Below are 15,002 nucleotides of genomic sequence, written 5' to 3'. Positions count from 1 at the left end.
GGGGGCAGTTCATGGGGCGGTCCCTTTTATGTGTGTTATTCGGACATTTTGTGGGCGATTTTCTCGAAGCTTTGCAGGAACGGCTCCAGCTCGTGCGGCTCCAGGTAGGACAAGTAGGTGTTGATCACTTCCGAGCGGAGCGCCTGGATGCGGCGCAGCGCCTCGCGCGCTTGTTCGGTCGCTTCCAGAAGAACGACGCGCCTGTCGTTCTCGTCGTGCCTCCGATGCACGAACCCGTTCTGCACCAGACGGTCGATCATGACGGTAATTGCGCTAGGCGTCACTTCCATCCGTTGGGCCAGCCGGCCCACCTGGCACGGCTCGCATCGGACGATCGTATACAGCATCATGATCTGCGGCCCCGTCAAATTCAAATCGGCAGGCAGGGCCAATCCCGGTCCGAGTTTTTGGAACATTGTAAAAAAAGCTTTTTCAAACCGCTCGATCGCGTGATCCATAGGATCAGCCATGCTTTTCAGCTCCTCGTTCGAATAATCCGATATTTAAAGTGTTGATAGGTTAGATTTAATTTATTCGAATGAATCGTAGCACCGAGTTCAAAATGTGTCAATGGAAGACAGCGGCCCGGACGGCGGGGAAGGGGAGAATTGCGCTTGGATGTGCCGGCGCTCGTTTTTTGGTATGATACCGATATCGAACAGATCGCTTAGGAAAAAGCTTAGGGGAAGAAGGGGAAACGAACATGAATGCGGAGTCGCCAATCCGGTTTCATCCGCTGCTGACCGCCTGGTTCGGGCAGACGTTCGGGGAGCCGACGGAGGTGCAGCTGCGGGCATGGGAGTCGATCGGCTCGGGCGCTCATACCTTGATTGCCGCGCCGACGGGATCGGGCAAGACGCTTGCGGCGCTGCTGCCTTGCTTGGACCGGATCGTGGCGGACAAGTCCGCGGACGGACCCGTCCGGGGAGTAAAGCTGCTGTACGTTACGCCGCTGAAAGCGCTCAATAACGATATTCACCATCACGTTGTCGGCTTTATCGATCAATTGGAGCGGACGGCGGCGGAGACGGGCTTGCCGTGGCCGGGGCTGACTGTCGGCGTCCGTACGGGCGATACGACGCAGAGCACCCGGGCGTCGATGCTGCGGAAGCCGCCGGACGTGCTCGTGACGACGCCGGAGTCGCTGTATATATTGCTGACGTCCCTGAAAGGCAGAGACATGCTGCGGACCGTTCGCCATGTGATTGTGGACGAGATTCACGATCTGGCCGAGGGCCCCCGAGGACTCCATTTGTCGGTAACGCTTGAACGTCTCGTCGCCTGGTGCGGGCGTTCCCCGCAGCGCATCGGCGTGTCGGCGACGCAGAAGCCGATCGAGCGGGTCGGCCGTTTTCTCGGAGGCTGGGAGCCTGCGGAGACGGGGGAGGCGAACGGAGAGGCGGGAGCTGTCGGTATACAGGGAACCGGGGCTGACACCGCTCAAGCCGGATCGGACGATACCGGGACGGGTATATGCGCAGAAGCCGGTAAAGAAACAATTGCGGACATCCCCATGCGGCCTCGTCCGGTGAACATTGTGGAGAGCCGGATGCACAAAGCGCTTCAGCTTGTCGTCACGATGCCGGAGCAAACGTTCATTACGCAGGATAAGCAGGAAGCCGTCTGGGGGCCGGTGACCGAACGACTCGCGAAGCTCATGGAGGGGAGCCGGTCCGTGCTGATCTTCGCCAATAACCGGCGGCTGTGCGAGCGGCTGACGCTGCGGCTGAACGACCATGTCGGCTACGAAATGGCCCGCTCGCACCACGGCAGCGTCTCCCGGGAGCAGCGGCTCGAGGTGGAGCGCGCGCTCAAAGCGGGCGAGCTTCGCTGCCTCGTGGCGACGTCCTCGCTGGAGTTGGGTATCGACGTCGGCCATATCGATCTCGTGGTGCAGATCGACTCGCCGAAGAGCGCGGCAGCGGGAATTCAGCGCATCGGCCGGGCCGGACACAGCGTCGGCGGCGTCAGCCGGGGCGTCATTCTGGCGCGCAGCCGCGGCCAACTGCCGGAATGCGCGGTGCTGTCCCGCCGCGTACTGGAGCGCGATATCGAAGAAATCCGCATCCCGGTGCAGTCGCTGGACGTCTTATGCCAACAAATCGCGGCGATGGTGGCGGGGGGCGATTGGACGATCGACGAGCTGGCGTGCGTGCTGGCCGGCAGCTACGGGTACCGGGATTTCCCGCGTCAGCGGTTATTGGACGTGCTGCAGGTGCTGTCCGGGTACTACCCGTTCGTTCGTCCTCTCTTGGACTGGAACCGCGACACAGGCGTACTGTCCCGCCGCGGGGTAACGGCCATGGCCGCCATTATGGGGGCCGGCACGATTCCCCAGAGCAGCGCGTACCCGGTGCATCATGCGGACAGCCGCGTGCACATCGGCGAGCTGGACGAGGAATATATTCACGAAAGCCGGGTCGGCGACGTGTTCCAGCTCGGAACGTCGTCCTGGAAAATTCAATCGATCAAAAACGACCGGGTGTACGTCGTCGAAGCGGGCAACCGGTTCAGCGAGATTCCGTTTTGGCGGGGCGAAGGACAGGGCCGCACGTTTGAGCTGTCGCGGGATATCGGGCGGTTCATGGACGAGCTGGAGCGCCGGCTCGAACGGGAGGAGGCGCACAGCTCGCTGGACTGGTTGATCCGGGATTACGGGCTGGACGCCGGAGCGGCCGGCGAGCTGATCGCGCTGGTCCGATCGCAGAAGGCCGTGTCGGCGGTTCCGACGCACCGCCGCATCGTCATCGAGCGGTTCCGGGACGAGCTGAAGCAGTGGCATGTCATCGTGCACAGCACGTTCGGCCGGACGTTTAACCGAACGTGGCTGCTGGCGCTTCGGCAGCATGCGGAGGAGCGGTTTCCCGGGCGGCTGTTTGCGAATGCCAAGGACAATGGTATTCATTTCGTCTTGTCCGGCGCCGACGAAGGAATGACCGCAAGCTTCGTAGCGATGCTTCGCAGCGTGACATCCGCCCGGCTCGAAGCGCTGCTGCGCGAAGCCGTGCCGTCGTCGCCGCAGTTCGGGGCGGCGTTCCGCCGTCTGGCCGAGACGTCGCTGCTGCTGTCGCGGAGCTTTACGCGCACGCCGGCATGGAAGAAGCGGCTGCGCAGCGAGGAGCTGCTGCGGGAATCGCTGCCGTACGCCGAGCGGTTTCCTTTTCTCGGCGAGGCGATGCGCATTTGCCTGCAGGAGGAGCTGGACCTGCCGCGCGTGCGGGAGGCGCTCGAACAGATTGAGGCCGGGGCGCTGGAGGTGAACGTGCGCGAGAGCCTGTTTCCTTCGCCGCTGGCAGCGGCGTTTTTGGCCGAGTTCATGGGCGCTCAAATCTACGAGTCCGATACGGTCGGCAAAGATATTCAACTCCAGCTGCTCGGCTTGGAACGGGCGCAGGCCGGACGGCTGTTCGGCGAGAGCCCGGTGCTGGAGGCGGCGCAGCCAACTGCGAAAGAGGAGCCGTGGCCGGCTGCCGCCCCGCTGGAGCAGCCGGAGACGCTGCTGCGCCTCTTGAAGCAGAGAGGCGACCGGACCGCCGCGGAGATTGCGAAGCTGGCCGCCGATAGCGGCGCTGATGGGGCACAGCAGCAGGCGGAGAGCGGAAGCGGCACGGGTTCGGCAGAACCTGCGGCGCCGCCGCGAGCGGAAGAGATCGGCAAGCTCCTTCGCCGATTGGAAGAGGAAGGGAAGGCCCGCCTGATGGAGATCGGCGGAGAAAAGCGCTGGGTCTGCTCCGACGAAGCGGATACATATGCGCGGTTTACGGACGATCCGCTGGCCGCCCGGTTTGTGCTAACCCGTTATATGGAGCACCGTGCGTCGTTTACGGCCGAAGAGTTAGCCGCCCGGTACGGCGCGGCTTTGCCGCTTGTCGATGATCTCGTAAAGCAGTGGGCCGCGGAAGGAACGGTCGAACCGGCCCTTGGCGGAAGCGAGGACGGGCTGCGGATGTGGGTGAGCCGCGAAACGGCGGCGCGCCGGATCCGCAGAGCCGAACGGGCGCTGCGCGAGCAGGCCGAGCCGGTCGATCCGGTCCGGTACTGCCAATTTTTGATGGCCGGACAGCACGTCCTGCCGGGCAGCCGCCTCAGCGGGGAAGAAGGGCTTCGGGACGTGATCGGCAAGCTGCAAGGCTGGTTTTTGCCGCTGCCGGAATGGGAGGCGTCGGTGTTTCCTTTGCGCTTGACCGATTACCGCAAAGAAACGCTCGACCGGCTGTGCGCGGCGGGCGAGGTGATCTGGATCGGGCGAAAGGAGCCGGGAGAGAAGGAGGGCCGCGTAGCCTTCTTCCTGGCGGAGGCGAAGGAGCTTTACGCTCCTCTGCTCAAGCAGGAAGCGACCTCGAAGCATCAGCCGCTGCTGGAGCTGCTCCGGCGCAAGGGCGCAAGCTTCCTGTCCGCGCTCAGCCGCGAAAGGGGAAGCGTCCCGTCGGAGCTGACGGCGGATTTGATCGAGCTGGCTTGGGAGGGCCTTGTCTCCAACGACCAGTTTGCGCCGCTGCGCATGAACGGAAGCGGCAAAAAGGGGGGCGCCAAAACCGCCGCCAAATTCCAATCCGGCCTTGGCCGCTGGTATGCGTTGGAGACGCTGGCGGAGGAGCAGCCGGGCGGAGGCGATTCGCTGGGCGCTTGGGTAAAGCAAGCGCTGGACGGCAGCGTCCTGCTTACGCGGGACCTGGCCGGTACGCTGCTGCCATGGTCCTGGGACGACGTGTACGGCTCGTTGAAGCAGCTGGAGCTGTGGGGGATGCTGACCCGCGGCTTCTGGGTCAAAGATATAGCGGCGATGCAGTTTGCCGCGCCGGAGACGGTAGGGCGTCTCCGGGAGGCGGTCTGGGAAGCGGGAGGCGGCGAAACGGTGCTGCTTCCGGCCGCCGATCCCGCCAACCCGTTCGGATTGACGGTCAGATGGCCGGCCGTGCCGGGCGTCGCTTTTGCCCGCAAGCCGGGCAACGACCTCGTGTTCTGCGGAGGCCGGTGGGTATTGTGGTGCGAAAATAACGGCAGGCGCATGCATACGCTGCACGCGTTGGCTGACGCGCCGGAAGAGGCATGGCTGCCGGAGGAAGAGCGGTTGCAGACGCTTCGGGCCGTGCTGCAATCGTATTTGAAGAAGCCGGGCGTCCGCAAAGTGGTCATCGATACGTGGAACGGGGAGCCGGTGCTGGATACGCCTGCCGCCGGGACGCTGCGGCAGCTCGGAGCGGAGGCCGACCGCGCTTCGCTGGTCCTGTGGCCCAGCTCGTTGCGATAAATATTGCTTTTGGGAGAGGAGGAACCGGATGAAAAGCATAGAAGAGCGGTTGAACGAATATAAAGAAAGGGCGGACTCCGTAAGCCGGGAATCCGGCGAGGCGGCGCAAGCCTTCGCCCTGGAGCTGATTGCTGAGATCGAGCGGCTGTCGGACGAAAACAAACGGCTGCGCAAAGCGCTGGCGCAGTCGGCGGACCGGCGGTACGAATCGACGAAATTAAGAGACGCTTTAAGAGAATAGCCGGATTTTGCCGCCGGATCGTCCGCGAAGTAAATCATTTAGCAATAAAATACTGTTGACAGCCGCAGAAAATGGGCATAGAATACCTAGTAAACGAGTGGGGATTGTTAGGATATTCTTGAGGAGGCGCATGATTGTGAATTCCCTGTATATTGCCAGCTGGGCTGTGGCTGTCGTAGTCCTGCTGTTGCTTTTTTTCGCGGCCAAGAAAAAGGTGGGCTTCGGGACGCGCGTATTAATCGCCATGGTGCTCGGCGTGGTCGTCGGTGCGGCGTTCGGTAAAGAGGCGACCGATCTCGGAACGATCGGTTCCATCTATGTCAACCTGATCAAAATGATCGTCATGCCCCTCGTCGTGGCCACGATCATTTCCAGCATTACGTCCGTTTCCGATCCGAATATGCTTCGGAAGATCGGCACGAAAACGATCGCATTGTTTCTGATTACGACCGGTATCGCGGCGGCGATCGGTGTCGTCGTTGCGGTGATCATCGATCCGGGCGCGGGCATTCCTTATGTGCAGGATGCCAAATTTGCCGCCAGAGAAATACCGTCGTTCCTGAAAGTATTCATGGATCTCGTGCCGGCGAACCCGGTGAACGAGATGGCTACCGGCAAGGTTGTGCCGGTTATCGTATTCGCCATGTTCGTCGCGGTCGCCATTACGATCGAAGGCAACCGTAAGCCGGAATCCGTCCGTCCGATCAAGGAAGTGATTCATTCGTTCGCCCAAGTGATGTTCCGCGTGACGAAGCTGATCATCCGCTTGACGCCTTACGGCGTGTTCGGGCTGATGGCGGCGATGGCTGCGAAATACGGCCTCGCTTCGCTGCTGCCGATGGGCAAAGTGGTGATCGCCGTTTACATCGCTTGCTTGCTGCACTTCGTCTTGACTTACGGCTTCCTGGTCACGTTCGTGGCGCGGGTCAATCCGATCCGCTTCCTGAAAAAGATTTATCCCGTGCTGGCCGTCGCTTTCACGACGCGGAGCAGCTATGCGACGCTGCCGGTCAACCTGGAGGTTATCACGAAGCGGCTTAAAGTATCCGACCGGATCGCCAGCTTCGTCGCTCCGCTGGGCGCCACCATCAACATGAACGGCTGCGGCGGCTTGTATCCGGCGATTGTTGCGATCTTCGTCGCCAAAGTGTTCGGCATCGATCTCACCATCACGCATTATCTGCTTATCGTCGGCTCGGCGATGATCGCTTCCATCGGGGTGGCCGGGGTACCCGGGCCGGCTTCGATCTCCACGACGGTCGTGCTGGCCAGCGTCGGTCTGCCGATCGAAGGGATGGCGATGGTGCTCGGCATCGACGCGATTCTCGATATGGCCCGGACGGCCATCAACGCATCGGGTACGACAGTCAGCTCTCTTGTGGTTGCCGTAACGGAGAAAGAATTCGACCGCGAGGCGTTCAACAACGAAGTGGACGAAGAGCTTGAAAACTACGACGTGTCTTCGCGCAACGGCGGGTCCAAAACCGTTGTCACCGGTTAATACGAAACTGGAATAAAATACGATGAACCGATGCAAGCACCGCTCTTTCGCCAAGGGCGGTGTTTGTTCGTTTTCGCCGTTCGCTAGACCGGATATGGTAAAATAGGGCTAACTAGCCTCAGCTTCCGCAAAGGGGGAAAGCGAATGGAGACCAGCACGGTTCAAGCGAAGCTGCTGCTGCGCGTGCCGGAGGTGACGGCGGCGCTGCGCTTTTACGAGGAGGCGCTCGGCTGGGAGCGCCTGGAGCTGCGCGCGGCAGCGGGCTATGCGCTGCTGCGTCTGCTGGGCGGCGATGCAGCGCTGCTCGCCGCGGAAGGCACGGCGGCGGAGGCGCTCCGCCGCCTGCAAGCCCCGGGCTGCCGGGAGCTGTCGCCCGGCGGCCGGTTCTATGTGACAGCGCCGGCCGGCGAGGCGCTGGAGCGGCTCCAGCATCGCGCCGCGGCAGCGGGCGGGCGCTGGTTGGACGAGACGGAGCCGGGCTGCTGGCGGACCGTCACGATCACGACGCCGGAGGGCTACCGCGCGGCGTACTGGCAGGAGCTGTTTCCGAGCGATGAGGAAACGCTCGCTTTGTTCGCAGCGGGGCCGGACCGGCTGGAGGCCGCGCTGGCGGGGCTTGGCGAGGCCGGGCTCGATCTGGCCCGGGCGCCCGGCACATGGAGCATCCGCGAGCAGGTGCTCCATGTGGTGGATCTGGAGCTTGCGGCGCTGCACAAGCTCAAGTTCGCTTTGGCCGGGCCGGAGCGCGGACGCGTCTACAACGGCAACGGCTTCTCGCAGGACGCGTGGGCCGCGGGCATGCGATACGCCGCGCGGCCGGTCCGCGCCGAGGCCGCGCTGTTTCGGCTGCTCCGCGAGCACGTGCTCTGCGTATGCGAGCATACGCCGGGAGCGCTGGCGCGCAGCGTCATCGCCTCCGGCAGGGAAGAGACGGCCGGCCGCCTGATGAAAATGATGGCCGGCCACGCGAACGTCCACATTCGCCGGATCGGCGAAATCCGGAAGCAGCATGCGGTCGATTAGCCGAGGCTTTCCGCCAGCTCCATCAGATGCGCGCAGATCCGCTCGGGACGCACGCCCGTCCGGGCCATCTGCTCGTCCACATTGGCGGCGTTGGCCAGTCCGGTGAGCACAAGCGCCGTCCGGCAGCCTGCGTCGGCCCCGCCGCGGATATCGGTGTTCAGGTTGTCCCCGACCGTCCAAATCTCCGCAGGGGCCAGTCCCAGCTTGGCGACGGCGTAGCGCATAATGATCGGCGAAGGCTTCCCGATGACAACGGGCGGCGTTTCGCCAGCCCGTTCGATCGAAGCCGCGATGGAGCCGGCTCCCGGTGTCAGCTCGCCGTTCCACGGCAGCAGATGATCGGGATTCGTCAGGATGTACGGAGCTCCGCCGCGGATGTGGCGGACGGCTGCAAGCAGCTTGCCGTAATGGAACGTACGGTCGATGCCTTGGACGACCGCCGCGACGGTTCCCTCCGGGGCGTCCTCCGCGACCGGCTCGAAGCCGCCGTCCTCGAGGGCCGTTTTCAGCCCTTGCTCGCCGATACAGAGCACGCGTCCGGTCCGGGCGCCGGTTTCCTGCAAATACATCACCGCCGCTTGCGAGGACGTGAGCACTTCCTCCGGCCTGGCTTCAATCCCGGTCTGGATGAGGTGCGCCGCAACTTGCTCGGGCGTCCGCGACGAATTGTTGGTCACATATAAGAACGGGTGTCCTTTCTCCCGCAGCCAGCGGATAAATTCCGCCGCATAAGGGATCGGGCGGTCTCCATGGTACAGCGTTCCGTCCAAATCCAGCAAAAATCCATGTCTCATGATCCGATTCTCCATTCTTGCGATGCGTTCCGTACGGGCCGCATCGTTGCCGCGTTGTCCGCTCCATTATACCGCGTATAGCCTTCCGAGGCGAACGGCCGCTTTATCTGCAACGCTCAAGCCAAAAAGCCGGCATCTAAGATGCCAGCTTCAGCTTCACGTAAAAATGGATTTCGCCGTTCTCCGACTCGGCCCAAATGCTGCCTTCGTGCGATTCGACGATGCTTCTTGCGATCGCAAGACCCAGTCCCGAGCCTCCGGTCTCGGACGTCCGGGCTTTATCGACCCGGTAAAAGCGGTCGAACAGCTGCTCCAGCTCATCGCGGGTCAAAGCGTCCGCTTTGTTGGAGATACGGATGATCGCGTGCCCGTTCTCGCGGATCATGCCGAAGGTGATCACGCCGGGCTTGGGGCTGTACTTGATCGCGTTGCCGAGCAGGTTTTCGAACACGCGGATCATTTTGTCCACGTCGATGCGCACCGGCAGCCGCTCCTGCGGGAGACTGCGGATCAGCGTGAGCTGCTGCTCCTCGCTGAGGGTCACATATTCCTCCAGCAGCTGCTCCAGCACCTCGTTAATGACGACGCCCTTCTTGTGCAGCGGAACGTCATGATTGGAGAGCTTCGTAAACTCGAACAGATCATCGATTAATCCTTTCAGCTTCTCCGATTTGCTATAAGCGATACTGACATATCCGGCGGCCTGCTCGGGCGTTTCGAAATTTTTGTCGTGCAGCAGCCGCAAGTACCCCATGATGAGCGTCAGCGGCGTGCGCAAATCGTGCGAAACGTTCGTGATCAGCTCGTTCTTGAGCTGCTCGGCGCGCCGTTCCTCTTCGATTCTGCGCTGCAGATCCGTCACCATAAAGTTCATGTCCCTCGCCAGCGATCCGAGCTCGTCCTGAGAACGCTCGACGACCCGGTGGTCCAGATTGCCTGTAGCGATAATCCGAAGCCCGCTCGCAAGCTCCTCGATATATCTCATTTTCCGCTGCGTTAAAAAGTAAAACAGAAAGATGAAGACGGCAAGCGATGCCAAGATGGAAAGCGGGTTCTCGCCCTTATGGTAGCTGATGTTCGGCTGAGGGATGCCGCTGACGATTAAGTATGCCTTCTGATTGTTATAGGTCACCGGATAAAAGCTGGAAAACTCCGAACGGGAGTCGGATTCCCGGTTGCGCGTTTCCATCGCGTTGCGGATGACGCTGTGCACGTCGACGTACGTTTCCGGCGCATTCTCGCTGCGGAAGACGACTTTGCCTTCCAGATCCGTAATGACGATTTTGAGCTTGTTGTAGGTGGCGAGCCGTTTGACCGTATTCTCAAAATTTTTGCGCTGCACGGCTGCGTCTTCCACTTTCTCTCCCTGCCGGCTATTCGGCGGATTCGGCTGCGGCACAACTTGCGGAGGGGCTGCCGGGGCCGCGGGCACGCCGCCGGACTCTTGGCCGTTTACGCCAGGGACAGGAACCGCTGCACCGGCATTGGGCGTCAGCGTTCCCCCGCCTGCTGCGGAGCCCGGAGGCACGGCCGCTTGCTGTTTTCCGGATTCGACTGCTGCATTCGGATCAGAGCCGGAGGATTCGTCGCTTGTCTCGTCTTCGCTGCCGCTGTACCGCGAAGGCGTAAGGAACCGGTCCGCAAGCGAACGGGCTTCACGATCGATGCTTTCCATCCCTTGGCTGTAATCGATGACCGTACTCTTGTTGACGGCGCCGAACAGAGCCGAGCTGATGGCGTAGAATATCAGCGACACGCCGAGACAGAAGGCAAAGGTCAGCATCAGCTGCAGCCGGATGCTGCGCTGCACTTGGGTACGCCCCATTCTGTACAGGTCTTGGAGGAACAGGATCATGCCCCGCAGCAAATTGAAGGGGAACCAGGTGAACGGGAAGCGGTCAAGCACGGGCTTGCGCGGCCGTTTGATCTTCTCTTTTTTACTCAACTTTATATCCCACTCCCCAAACCGTTTTAATAAACTTCGGTTTTCGCGGATTTTCCTCGATTTTCTCCCGAATTTTCCGGATATGAACCATTACGGTATTGTCCGAATCGAAATACGCTTCCTTCCATACGGCTTCGTAAATTTTCTCGATGCTCCAAACGGTACCGCGGTGACGGGCCAGCAGCTCCAGAATGGCAAATTCGCGCGGTGTCAGCTTGATATCCCGCCCGTCCAGCTTAACCTCGTGCGTCGCGGTATTGATCGTCAGCTCATCGATTTCCAGCTCGTGTTCCTTATTCGGCCGCTGCACATTGAGCCGGGTGTAGCGGCGAAGCTGCGACTTGATCCGGGCGACCAGCTCAAGCGGATTGAACGGCTTGGTCACGTAATCGTCCGCGCCGGTGCTCAGGCCGAGAATTTTGTCCATGTCCTGGCTTTTGGCGGACAGCATGATGATCGGCATATGCTTCTGTTCGCGTATTTTCAGACAGGCTTCGATGCCGTCCATCTTCGGCATCATGATGTCGAGCACAATCAGATCGACGTCTTCCTTTTGCAGCACGTGTAACGCTTCGATGCCATTGCCTGCGCGCAGCAGGCGGTAACCTTCGTTTTTCAAATAAATTTCCAGCAAATCGATAATTTCTTTCTCGTCGTCGACGAGCAATATGGTAGGCTGCGCCACGGGGCCGACCTCCTTTTCGTTCCAAAATCACGGGTGCTTCGGAGTGGGGTCGGCGTGCTTTCCGGGCAGCGCCGACGACAAAAAAAGCATATCACGCCGGGATAGCCTTGACAAACGGCATGCAGCCCACTCCCCTTTCCTAACGTTGACTGTAGCCTAGTATAACCGGCAAATCTTAACGACGAACGATTCAAAACCTTAAAACATTCTTAAGGAAAAGAGGAAATTGCCGCCGCTTTGTACGAAAAGGTAACTTTTTGGTTATAAGAGGAATATATTGGATTATAAGCTGAACTTATTAAAGCGGTAAAAGAATGTTATGAACGGAGGAAGCCCATGAACCGGATCGAAACCATCGAACGGGTTCTGAACACGCTGCCGCCTTTGCGCAGAACCTCGCCCAAGCAGCTTCAAGCGATCATGAGAGGCATGGATTTGTCGCTTGAAGCCTTGTCGCCCTTCATTGCGGAGCCTGCAGACTTGCCTTACGGGAGAACATGCCTGTGCCGGACCGATGCCGCCGAAGCGGTGCTGATCCATCTCCCTCCCGGTACCGAAACGTATATTCACGATCACGGCGTATCCGTCGGCTGCGCGCGGCTGCTCGAAGGCAAGCTCACGAACCGGATGTTCCGGCTGGACGGCTACGGATACCCTTGCTTATCCGGGGAGGTCGAAATTGAAGAAGGAAGCTACTACTACGCGCCGAAAAAACAGATTCATCAGCTGCGCAATTCCGGCCCGCAGCGCGCGGTGGCTTTCCATCTGTATGCTCCCGCGCCTGCCGGGAAATCGTATTTTCCCTACGAGCAGGTGCTGGATTACGTCATCTAATCTTTAGACTGGAGAGCGATAATTGGTCGAGCTGCAGCGCGGGTGAGCCATTCGGAGCGGCAGCAGCGTCCATTTCCGCATGATGACGGAAGGGGCTGAAAGGATGCTGAAAACCGGAGCCGCCATGAAAAAAATGCTGCTGTTGACAAGCGCGCTGCTATGCTTGGCTTGCAAAACCGCCAGTGCCGGGGGCGGCGTCAGCCTCGGAAAGCACGATCCTGCGGACTTGGATGCACGGATCGTGCAGGCGGCCATGCGTTCGGCTTGAAGCTGCACCGTACGATCGCGGAGCAAAATCCCGGCGGCAACGTGATACATAAGAAGTATGGATGAACTCCCTGGACACGCCATGCTTCCGCTATCCGCGCTAAGAAGGAACCGGCCCGGTGGCTGTAATGGCCGGTGCGCCGCGTTAGCCTACTGCCGCCTAATTGATTGTCAAAAAATACCGTTAAAAAGTTGGTTGTCATATGTCGAATTAAATATAAGGGGGTATTGTACCAGGATTCAATAAATTTCATCTAAGGGCGGGCAGAAAAATGAATAGGTCGCAGATTTGGAGCAAATGGAAAAGGTCTACGAACGACAAAGTATTTTTTACGATTAAAAACAAACTCATCTTCACTTTCGCGGTTATACTGCTTATTCCCACGGTTCTGCTCTCGTACGTCTCGTATCAAACGGCAAGGCAAAACGTGGACAGTCAAATGGTCCAGTCGTCGAAGGAAGCCGTCAAGCTGATAGATGCTTTATTGAACGATTTCTTCGAGGCCAAGAAGCAGCAGGTCGACGTTCTGTCACGCACCGTTGACTTAAGCGCCGTAAAAGCGGCGGACAACTCCAATATCGGGGTGCAGGACTCGGTGCGTCATCAGCTTCTGATGTACAGAGAAATCGAAAAGGATGCCGACATGGTTTTCGTCGGAACCAAGAACGGCTTGTATATGGATTCCGCCGACGTGACCAAAATTGCCGCCGATTACGATCCTCGCGAGCGTGCCTGGTTTAAGCAAGCGGTAGAGAACAAGGGCAAGATCATCATCACTTCTCCCTATGTCTCCTCGGCTACGGGGAACCTGGTGTTCACCGTTGCGAAAGAAACGGCTGACGGCCGGGGCGTCGCAGCCATGTCGATCTCGACCAAAAAGCTTGCCGAAATTACCCGTACGGTAAGTATCGGAAAAGAAGGGTATGTGTTCATCTCGGACAAGGACCGGAAATACGTATACCATCCTACCGGCGAAATCGGAAGTCAGATGGCCGAGGACGAGATGGCGAGCAACTTGTATAAAACCGAGACAGGATATTTTCAGTACAAGCTGGACGGCGCATTGAAGAAAATGATGTTTTCCACCAATGCCTCTTCGGGTTGGAAAATCGCCGGCACCATGTATGAAGCGGAAATTGCCGAAGCGGCTTCTCCGATTTTGAAATCCACGCTCATTGTGCTGCTTTTGTCTACATTGATCGGCTCCTTGATGGTAGCTGCAATTATTTTCTCGATTCTGAAGCCGCTGCGGAAAATTAATGAAGCTTCGCTATTGATCAGCGAAGGCGATTTGACGAAACAAATCGACATCACCCGTGCCGACGAGTTGGGAGCATTAAGCTCGAACTTTAATAAAATGGCTTCGTCGCTGCGGGCCTTGATCTACAAAGTGAATGACAATGCGATGCAGCTTGCCGCGTCCGCCGAACAGCTGTCGGCCAGCTCGGAGCAAATTACGGAAGCGGGCAAGCAGGTCGCTCAGGCGGTTCAAGAAATCGCAAACGGCTCGGCGCAGCAAGTGGTCCAAATCGGCGAAACGAACCGGGAGATGAACGATATGGCATCCCAACTGCAGGCCATCTCCCATAACACCGATGCGGTTTCCGCTTCGGCACAGCATACGCAAGAGACGGCACAAGACGGTACGGAAGCGATCCGGACCGCAATCGATCAAATGAATGCGATCGGGCAAAAAGTGAAGACGCTGTCCGACGATGTGGCGGGGCTCGGGGACCGTTCCAAGCAAATTGTATCCTTCACAACCGTGATTGCGGAGATTGCTTCCCAGACCAACCTGCTTGCGCTCAATGCCTCCATCGAAGCCGCCAGGGCCGGAGAGCAGGGAAAAGGCTTTGCGGTTGTCGCCGCCGAAATCAAGAAATTGGCGGAGCAGTCCAGCGCTTCGGCCAAGCAGATTTCGCAATTGATCGCCGCGATTCAAAAGGATACGGACATGACTGCGGCCAGCATGGAAACGGTGACGCAAGAAGTGGAGCAGGGTATGCTTAAGGCGGACATTGCAGGCAAGTCGTTTGAGCAAATCCTGAGTTCGCTGGACAGCGTAACCGTTCAAATCGCTCAGGTGTCGCAAGCGACGCAAGGAATGGCCGCAAATTCCGAAAATGTCTTGAACGCCGTCGATGCCGTATCGCATATTTCCGAAGATACCGCGGCGTGCATCGAACAAGTGGCGGCAAGCACGGAAGAGCAGCTTGCTTCTATGGAAGAAATCGCATCTTCCTCCGCGCTGCTGAGCAAAATGGCGGAAGAGCTTCAAGAAACCGTCGCGAAATTTAAAGTCTAAATGCATCTTGTCATTCCTTACATCACGTGGTAGTATATAACAATTAAACGTGGAAGGGCTTCTAGGGATCCGACGGCCAAGCGGCCGGGCGAACCAAGCGGAGCCGGCGCGCCACCGATAGAGCCGCGCTACACCGTAGGGATAAAAGACCTCGT

11 protein-coding genes are annotated in these 15,002 nt (G+C 59.3%); 7 read left to right on the top strand and 4 right to left on the bottom strand.

Features of this window, described 5'->3' with window-relative positions; genetic code table 11:
* Positions 1-35 precede the first annotated feature (35 nt).
* Positions 36-470, bottom strand: a complete 435-nt coding sequence (locus tag PEH01S_RS14035; protein ID WP_127486141.1) for a MarR family winged helix-turn-helix transcriptional regulator — start codon at positions 468-470, stop codon at positions 36-38.
* 233 nt (positions 471-703) lie between these two features.
* On the opposite strand from PEH01S_RS14035, the gene PEH01S_RS14030 reads away from it, so the two are divergent.
* The 4 genes from PEH01S_RS14030 (at position 704) to PEH01S_RS14015 (ending at position 8,016) form a co-directional block, all read left to right on the top strand.
* Positions 704-5,251, top strand: coding sequence for a DEAD/DEAH box helicase (locus PEH01S_RS14030; RefSeq protein WP_127486139.1), 4,548 nt, complete (start codon positions 704-706; stop codon positions 5,249-5,251).
* A gap of 28 nt (positions 5,252-5,279) precedes the next feature.
* Complete coding sequence (locus PEH01S_RS14025) at positions 5,280-5,492, top strand: hypothetical protein (RefSeq protein WP_025845974.1); 213 nt, start codon at positions 5,280-5,282, stop codon at positions 5,490-5,492.
* A 130-nt stretch (positions 5,493-5,622) separates the two neighbouring features.
* Positions 5,623-6,993, top strand: a complete 1,371-nt coding sequence (locus PEH01S_RS14020) for a dicarboxylate/amino acid:cation symporter (protein WP_051570195.1) — start codon at positions 5,623-5,625, stop codon at positions 6,991-6,993.
* 144 nt (positions 6,994-7,137) lie between these two features.
* A complete protein-coding gene (locus tag PEH01S_RS14015; RefSeq protein ID WP_127486137.1) occupies positions 7,138-8,016 on the top strand; it encodes a DinB family protein in 879 nt (292 codons plus the stop codon).
* On the opposite strand, the gene PEH01S_RS14010 is transcribed toward PEH01S_RS14015, so the two are convergent.
* From PEH01S_RS14010 to PEH01S_RS14000, 3 genes are all read right to left on the bottom strand, one after another.
* Positions 8,013-8,810, bottom strand: coding sequence for an HAD-IIA family hydrolase (locus tag PEH01S_RS14010; RefSeq protein WP_246062920.1), 798 nt, complete (start codon positions 8,808-8,810; stop codon positions 8,013-8,015). The genes PEH01S_RS14015 and PEH01S_RS14010 overlap by 4 nt on opposite strands.
* Before the next feature lie 136 nt (positions 8,811-8,946).
* On the bottom strand, positions 8,947-10,755 hold the full coding sequence (locus PEH01S_RS14005; protein WP_025845980.1) for an ATP-binding protein: 1,809 nt from the start codon (positions 10,753-10,755) through the stop codon (positions 8,947-8,949).
* Complete coding sequence (locus PEH01S_RS14000) at positions 10,748-11,440, bottom strand: response regulator transcription factor (protein WP_025845983.1); 693 nt, start codon at positions 11,438-11,440, stop codon at positions 10,748-10,750. Before PEH01S_RS14000 ends, PEH01S_RS14005 begins: the two co-directional genes overlap by 8 nt.
* A gap of 336 nt (positions 11,441-11,776) precedes the next feature.
* Here PEH01S_RS14000 and PEH01S_RS13995 point away from each other — a divergent pair, with 336 nt between their 5' ends.
* From PEH01S_RS13995 to PEH01S_RS13990, 3 genes are all read left to right on the top strand, one after another.
* Complete coding sequence (locus tag PEH01S_RS13995; protein ID WP_127486133.1) at positions 11,777-12,274, top strand: cysteine dioxygenase; 498 nt, start codon at positions 11,777-11,779, stop codon at positions 12,272-12,274.
* A gap of 103 nt (positions 12,275-12,377) precedes the next feature.
* Complete coding sequence (locus PEH01S_RS34595; RefSeq protein WP_164827833.1) at positions 12,378-12,542, top strand: hypothetical protein; 165 nt, start codon at positions 12,378-12,380, stop codon at positions 12,540-12,542.
* Between the two features lie 271 nt (positions 12,543-12,813).
* A complete protein-coding gene (locus PEH01S_RS13990; RefSeq protein WP_127486131.1) occupies positions 12,814-14,847 on the top strand; it encodes a methyl-accepting chemotaxis protein in 2,034 nt (677 codons plus the stop codon).
* Positions 14,848-15,002 lie beyond the last annotated feature (155 nt).

Origin of the sequence: Paenibacillus ehimensis NBRC 15659, from assembly GCF_004000785.1 — a bacterium.
In the GTDB taxonomy this organism is placed as follows: Bacteria; Bacillota; Bacilli; order Paenibacillales; family NBRC-103111; genus Paenibacillus_G; species Paenibacillus_G ehimensis.
Note: the sequence above shows the minus strand (reverse complement) of the source record. Positions and strands in the feature narration are given on the sequence as shown.